At 68.6% G+C, this 4082-nt stretch carries 8 protein-coding genes; 2 read left to right on the plus strand and 6 right to left on the minus strand.

What is annotated here, in order from left to right; translation table 11 throughout:
• Together VGB60_RS11680 and VGB60_RS11685 are read left to right on the plus strand one after the other, a co-directional pair.
• Positions 1–309 (plus strand): P-loop NTPase (locus tag VGB60_RS11680; RefSeq protein ID WP_331038422.1); only part of this gene is annotated, 309 nt, incomplete at its 5' end.
• Positions 310–317: 8 nt separating this feature from the next.
• Complete coding sequence (locus VGB60_RS11685) at positions 318–1091, plus strand: sterol desaturase family protein (RefSeq protein WP_331038423.1); 774 nt, start codon at positions 318–320, stop codon at positions 1089–1091.
• Here VGB60_RS11685 and VGB60_RS11690 read toward each other — a convergent pair.
• The 6 genes from VGB60_RS11690 to VGB60_RS11715 form a co-directional block, all read right to left on the minus strand.
• On the minus strand, positions 1055–1378 hold the full coding sequence (locus VGB60_RS11690) for a YbjQ family protein (protein WP_331038424.1): 324 nt from the start codon (positions 1376–1378) through the stop codon (positions 1055–1057). The two genes, VGB60_RS11685 and VGB60_RS11690, sit on opposite strands and share 37 nt — an antisense overlap.
• A gap of 12 nt (positions 1379–1390) precedes the next feature.
• Positions 1391–1903 (minus strand): dihydrofolate reductase, encoded by a 513-nt coding sequence (locus VGB60_RS11695; RefSeq protein ID WP_414644521.1) that lies wholly within the window; start codon positions 1901–1903, stop codon positions 1391–1393.
• The gene (locus VGB60_RS11700; RefSeq protein WP_331038425.1) at positions 1903–2169 is read right to left on the minus strand and encodes a hypothetical protein; all 267 of its coding nucleotides are present in this window, start codon (positions 2167–2169) and stop codon (positions 1903–1905) included. The genes VGB60_RS11695 and VGB60_RS11700 overlap by 1 nt, the downstream gene beginning before the upstream one ends.
• Positions 2166–2459 carry a phosphoribosyl-ATP pyrophosphohydrolase gene (locus VGB60_RS11705; protein ID WP_331038426.1) on the minus strand — a complete coding sequence of 98 codons (294 nt, stop codon included), beginning with the start codon at positions 2457–2459 and terminating at the stop codon, positions 2166–2168. The genes VGB60_RS11700 and VGB60_RS11705 overlap by 4 nt, the downstream gene beginning before the upstream one ends.
• Before the next feature lie 4 nt (positions 2460–2463).
• On the minus strand, positions 2464–3333 hold the full coding sequence (locus tag VGB60_RS11710; RefSeq protein ID WP_331038427.1) for a thymidylate synthase: 870 nt from the start codon (positions 3331–3333) through the stop codon (positions 2464–2466).
• A gap of 202 nt (positions 3334–3535) precedes the next feature.
• Positions 3536–4082: DUF924 family protein (locus VGB60_RS11715; protein ID WP_331038428.1), on the minus strand; the 547-nt coding region annotated here is incomplete at its 5' end.

Consider the following 4082-nt stretch of genomic DNA (forward strand, 5'->3'; position numbering starts at 1 on the left):
ATCGTCACCACGCCGCAGGAGGTCGCCCTCGCCGACGCGCGCCGCGCCTTTCGGCTGTTCGACAAGGTCGGCGTGCCCACCCTCGGCCTCATCGAGAACATGACGGGTCCCGTCTTTGGTCATGGCGGAGGCGGGGCGGAAGCGGAACGCCTGTCCATCGCCTTCCTCGGCGACCTACCCCTGGACGCCGCCGTGCGTCAGGGCGGCGACGCCGGCCTGCCGACCGTCCTCGCCGATCCCCGGGGCGACGTCGCAACCCGCTTTTCGCGCTTCGCCGCCGCCGTGGCCGACGCGCTCGGCCTGGCCTAGGCCGCGCCGTGCCCTCGCTCGACCCGTTGGCCCTTTTCATCACGACGCTTTGGCTCAGCGCCATCATCGGCGTCCGCTACCTGCTCGTCGCCGGAGGGGTCTGGTGGATGCAGTGGGGCCGCCGGCGCGGCGTCGGGCGCCAGCTGAACCGCGATAGTCCGTCGAAGGCGCTGATGCTGCGCGAAACCCGACAGTCGCTGATCTCAACCCCCCTCTACGCCTTCCCGGCGGCCGTCGCGCTCGAAGCGTGGAAGGCGGGAGGCACGAAAGTCTATCTCGACCCCGCCGCCCTGCCGCTGTGGTGGCTGCCGGTCAGCCTCGTCCTTCTGCTGCTGATCCAGGACGCCCACTACTACTGGACGCACCGGCTGCTGCACGGGCGGCGGTTCTTCGCCTGGGCCCACGCCGGCCACCACCGCTCACGCGAACCCAGTCCCTTCGCCAGCTTCGCCTTCGATCCCGCCGAGGCGATGCTGACGGCCTGGCTGCTGCCGGCGCTGGTCTTCCTGATCCCGGTGAACCTGTGGGTGCTGGCGGCGCTGCTGCTGCTGATGACCGCGACGGCGGTGATGAACCACTGCGGCTGGGAGATGTGGCCGGACCGCTGGGTGCGCTCCGGGCCGGGCGCGCAGCTGATCACCGCCACGCACCACAGCCGGCACCACACCCATATGAAGACCAACTACGGCCTGTATTTCCGCTTCTGGGACCGGCTGTGCGGCACCGACGCGATGCCGGAGGCGTCTCAGTCGGCCGGTTCGACCACCACGGCGGTGCCATAGGCCAGCACCTCGGTGACGCCCTCCATGATCTCATTCGCCTCATAGCGCATGGCGATGACGGCGTTGGCGCCCATGGCCTGCGCGTGTTCGACCAGTTCCTGATAGGCCTCGGCCCGCGACGCCTCCGCCAGCTTGACATAGACCCCGACGCGGCCGCCCAGCATCGACTGCAGCCCGCCGACCATGTCGCTGATGGCGTTCCGCGACCGAACCGTGATGCCCCGCACCAGTCCCAGCGTCTTCACCACTCGATAACCGGGCGCCTCATTGGTGGTCACGATCAGCATGGTTCCGCTCCTTCAACGTCGTTCCAGAACGCGGAAGACGAAGGGATGATCGTCCCGGTCGCCCGCAGGGTGAGGTTCAGACGATACCTCCGTCCACGTTTTCTCGTCGAATGCTGGAAACACCGCGTCGCCCTCCGGTTCCGCCTCGACCTCGGTCAGATACAGCCGCCGCGCCCGAGGCAGGGCGCGTTCGAACAGGCAGGTGCCGCCGATGACGCAGATCTCGTCGACCCCGTCGTCCTCGGCCTGCTCGCGCGCGATCTCGACCGCCTCGTCCAGACTGGCGCACACCACCGCCCCCTGCGCCGCGAACGAGCCGTCGCGCGACAGCACCAGGTTCAACCGGCCCGGCAGGGGCTTCAGCGGCAGGCTCTCCCACGTCTTGCGGCCCATGATCACCGGCTTGCCCAGCGTCACCGCCTTGAACCGCTGCAGATCGCTGCGTAGCCGCCACGGCAGGTCCCCGTCCCGGCCGATGACGCCGTTGCGCGCCCGGGCGACGACCAGGGCGAGTTGGGCGACCATCAGCGCGGCTCCAGTCGCCACTGGATCACCGCGAACGCCAGGGCGAACCCCGTCACCAGGGAATAGATGACCAGAAAGTCCGGCGAGGGGGCCAGCCGATCGACCTCTCCTGCGGGGAAATGCGGGGCAAGCTTCAGGTAGTAGATGAGGAAGGTCGCCTGTTTGGCCTCATGGCTGAGCCACTGCCAGTACAGGCCCACGCACATCAACCCGGCTACGCCGGATGCGATGAGGGCGGCCCGACGCCGCTCCAGAAACCGTGTCATTCGCCGAGCCATTTCAGCCACTTCCGCTGCATTGCCTGCTCGATGTCGATCCCTGCGCCGTCGCAATAGATCAGCAGCATCCCCAGCACGTCCGCCGCCTCGTCGCCCAGCTTGTCCGCATCCGCCACGCCCCGCGCCCGCCCGCTCATCCGCAGGTGCTCGGCCGTCAGCTCGCCCAGTTCCTCCTGCACCTTCAGCAGGGCCCAGTCGCCGGAGCGGTCGATCCCGTGCTCGGCGGCGTAGATGTCGGAGATGCGCAGGACATCGGCCTGCAGGGTCTTCAGGTGCATGACCTCAGACCGCCACCGGCGCTTTGATGTGCGGCCACGGCTCGTAACCCTCGAGCACGAAGTCCTCCAGCCGGTAGGCGAACAGGTCGTCGCGGGGGGCGATTGTCATGACCGGGGCGGGCAGGGGCTCCCGCGTCAGTTGCAGTTCCGCCTGCTCGATGTGGTTCAGATACAGGTGGGCGTCGCCGAAGGTGTGGACGAACTCGCCCGGCTCCAGCCCGCACACCTGGGCTGCCATCATGGTCAGCAGGGCGTAGGACGCAATGTTGAAGGGCACGCCGAGGAAGACGTCCGCCGAGCGCTGGTACAGCTGGCAGCTCAGCTTGCCGTCGGCGACGAAGAACTGGAACAGGCAGTGGCACGGCGGCAGGGCCATGTCGTCCACGTCGGCCGGGTTCCAGGCCGAAACGATGTGGCGGCGGCTGTTGGGGTTGGTCTTCAGCCCCTCGACCAGTTTGGTGATCTGGTCGATCACCCGCCCGTCCGGCGCCGCCCACGACCGCCACTGCTTGCCGTAAACGGGACCCAGCTCGCCCTCGGCGTCGGCCCATTCGTTCCAGATGCTGACGCCGTTGTCCTTCAGCCAGCCGATGTTGGTCTCGCCGCGCAGGAACCACAGCAGTTCGACGATGATCGAGCGGAGGTGCAGCTTCTTGGTCGTCAGGACCGGAAAGCCCTTCGACAGGTCGAACCGCATCTGCCGCCCGAACACGCCCAGCGTTCCGGTCCCCGTCCGGTCGTCCCGCCGCGTGCCGTTGTCGAGGATGTCCCGCAGCAGGTTCAGATACTGCCACTCCGGATGATCGGCGGCGACGGCGCCCAGATCGCTCCGGGCGCGGGCGTGCAGGTCTGCGAGGGCTACGGCGGCGTTCATGAGCACACAGTGTCCCTGATTCGCAGTTGTTGGCAGACCGCTGATTCGGTTGCTCACAGGAACGTGGGCACCCGTCTCCTCCCCACACCGTGGGGAGGGGGACCACGAAGTGGTGGAGGGGCGCCGCCGCCCCCTCCGTCACGGCGCGAAGGCGCGCCGCGCCACCTCCCCATCGCTGCGCGACAGGGAGGAGACGGAAGCCTCAGCCCCGGAAACTGTCCTCTTCGAGGAAGGCTCGCTCATCCGGCGTCGTCTCCCGGCCCAGCGCGAAGTTGCGGTGCGGGAAGCGGCCGAAGCGGGCGATGATCGAGTGATGGTGCTCGGCCCAGCGGTCGCTCGGGTCGCGCTCCATTTTCTGGAACAAGGCGACCTGCCGCGCCTGCAGCGCCAGATCCTCGGCGTGCTGCAGCGGCAGATAGAAGAAGCGCCGCAGGTCGTTCTCCACCGCCTGGTCGAAGCCGCGCTCCAGCGCCCGCAGCGCGAAGCGCCGGGCCAGCGGATCGGTGGCGAAGGCGTGGCCCGTGCCTCGCCATACGTTGCGGGGAAACTGGTCCAGCAGGATCAGCAGCGCCAGCGCCCCCTCGGGCGTCTCGACCCAACCGTCCAGGTCGCGCCGGGCGGCCGCGAAGTGCGCCGCCTCGAACCGCTCGCGGAACAGGGCGTCGAAGGCGTCGTCCTTGGCGAACCACTTCGCGGGACCAGCCTCTTTCCAGAAGCCGACGACGTCGGATGGGGCTATCTGTGCGGTC

Source organism: Brevundimonas sp. (genome assembly GCF_036399195.1).
Lineage (GTDB): Bacteria > Pseudomonadota > Alphaproteobacteria > Caulobacterales > Caulobacteraceae > Brevundimonas.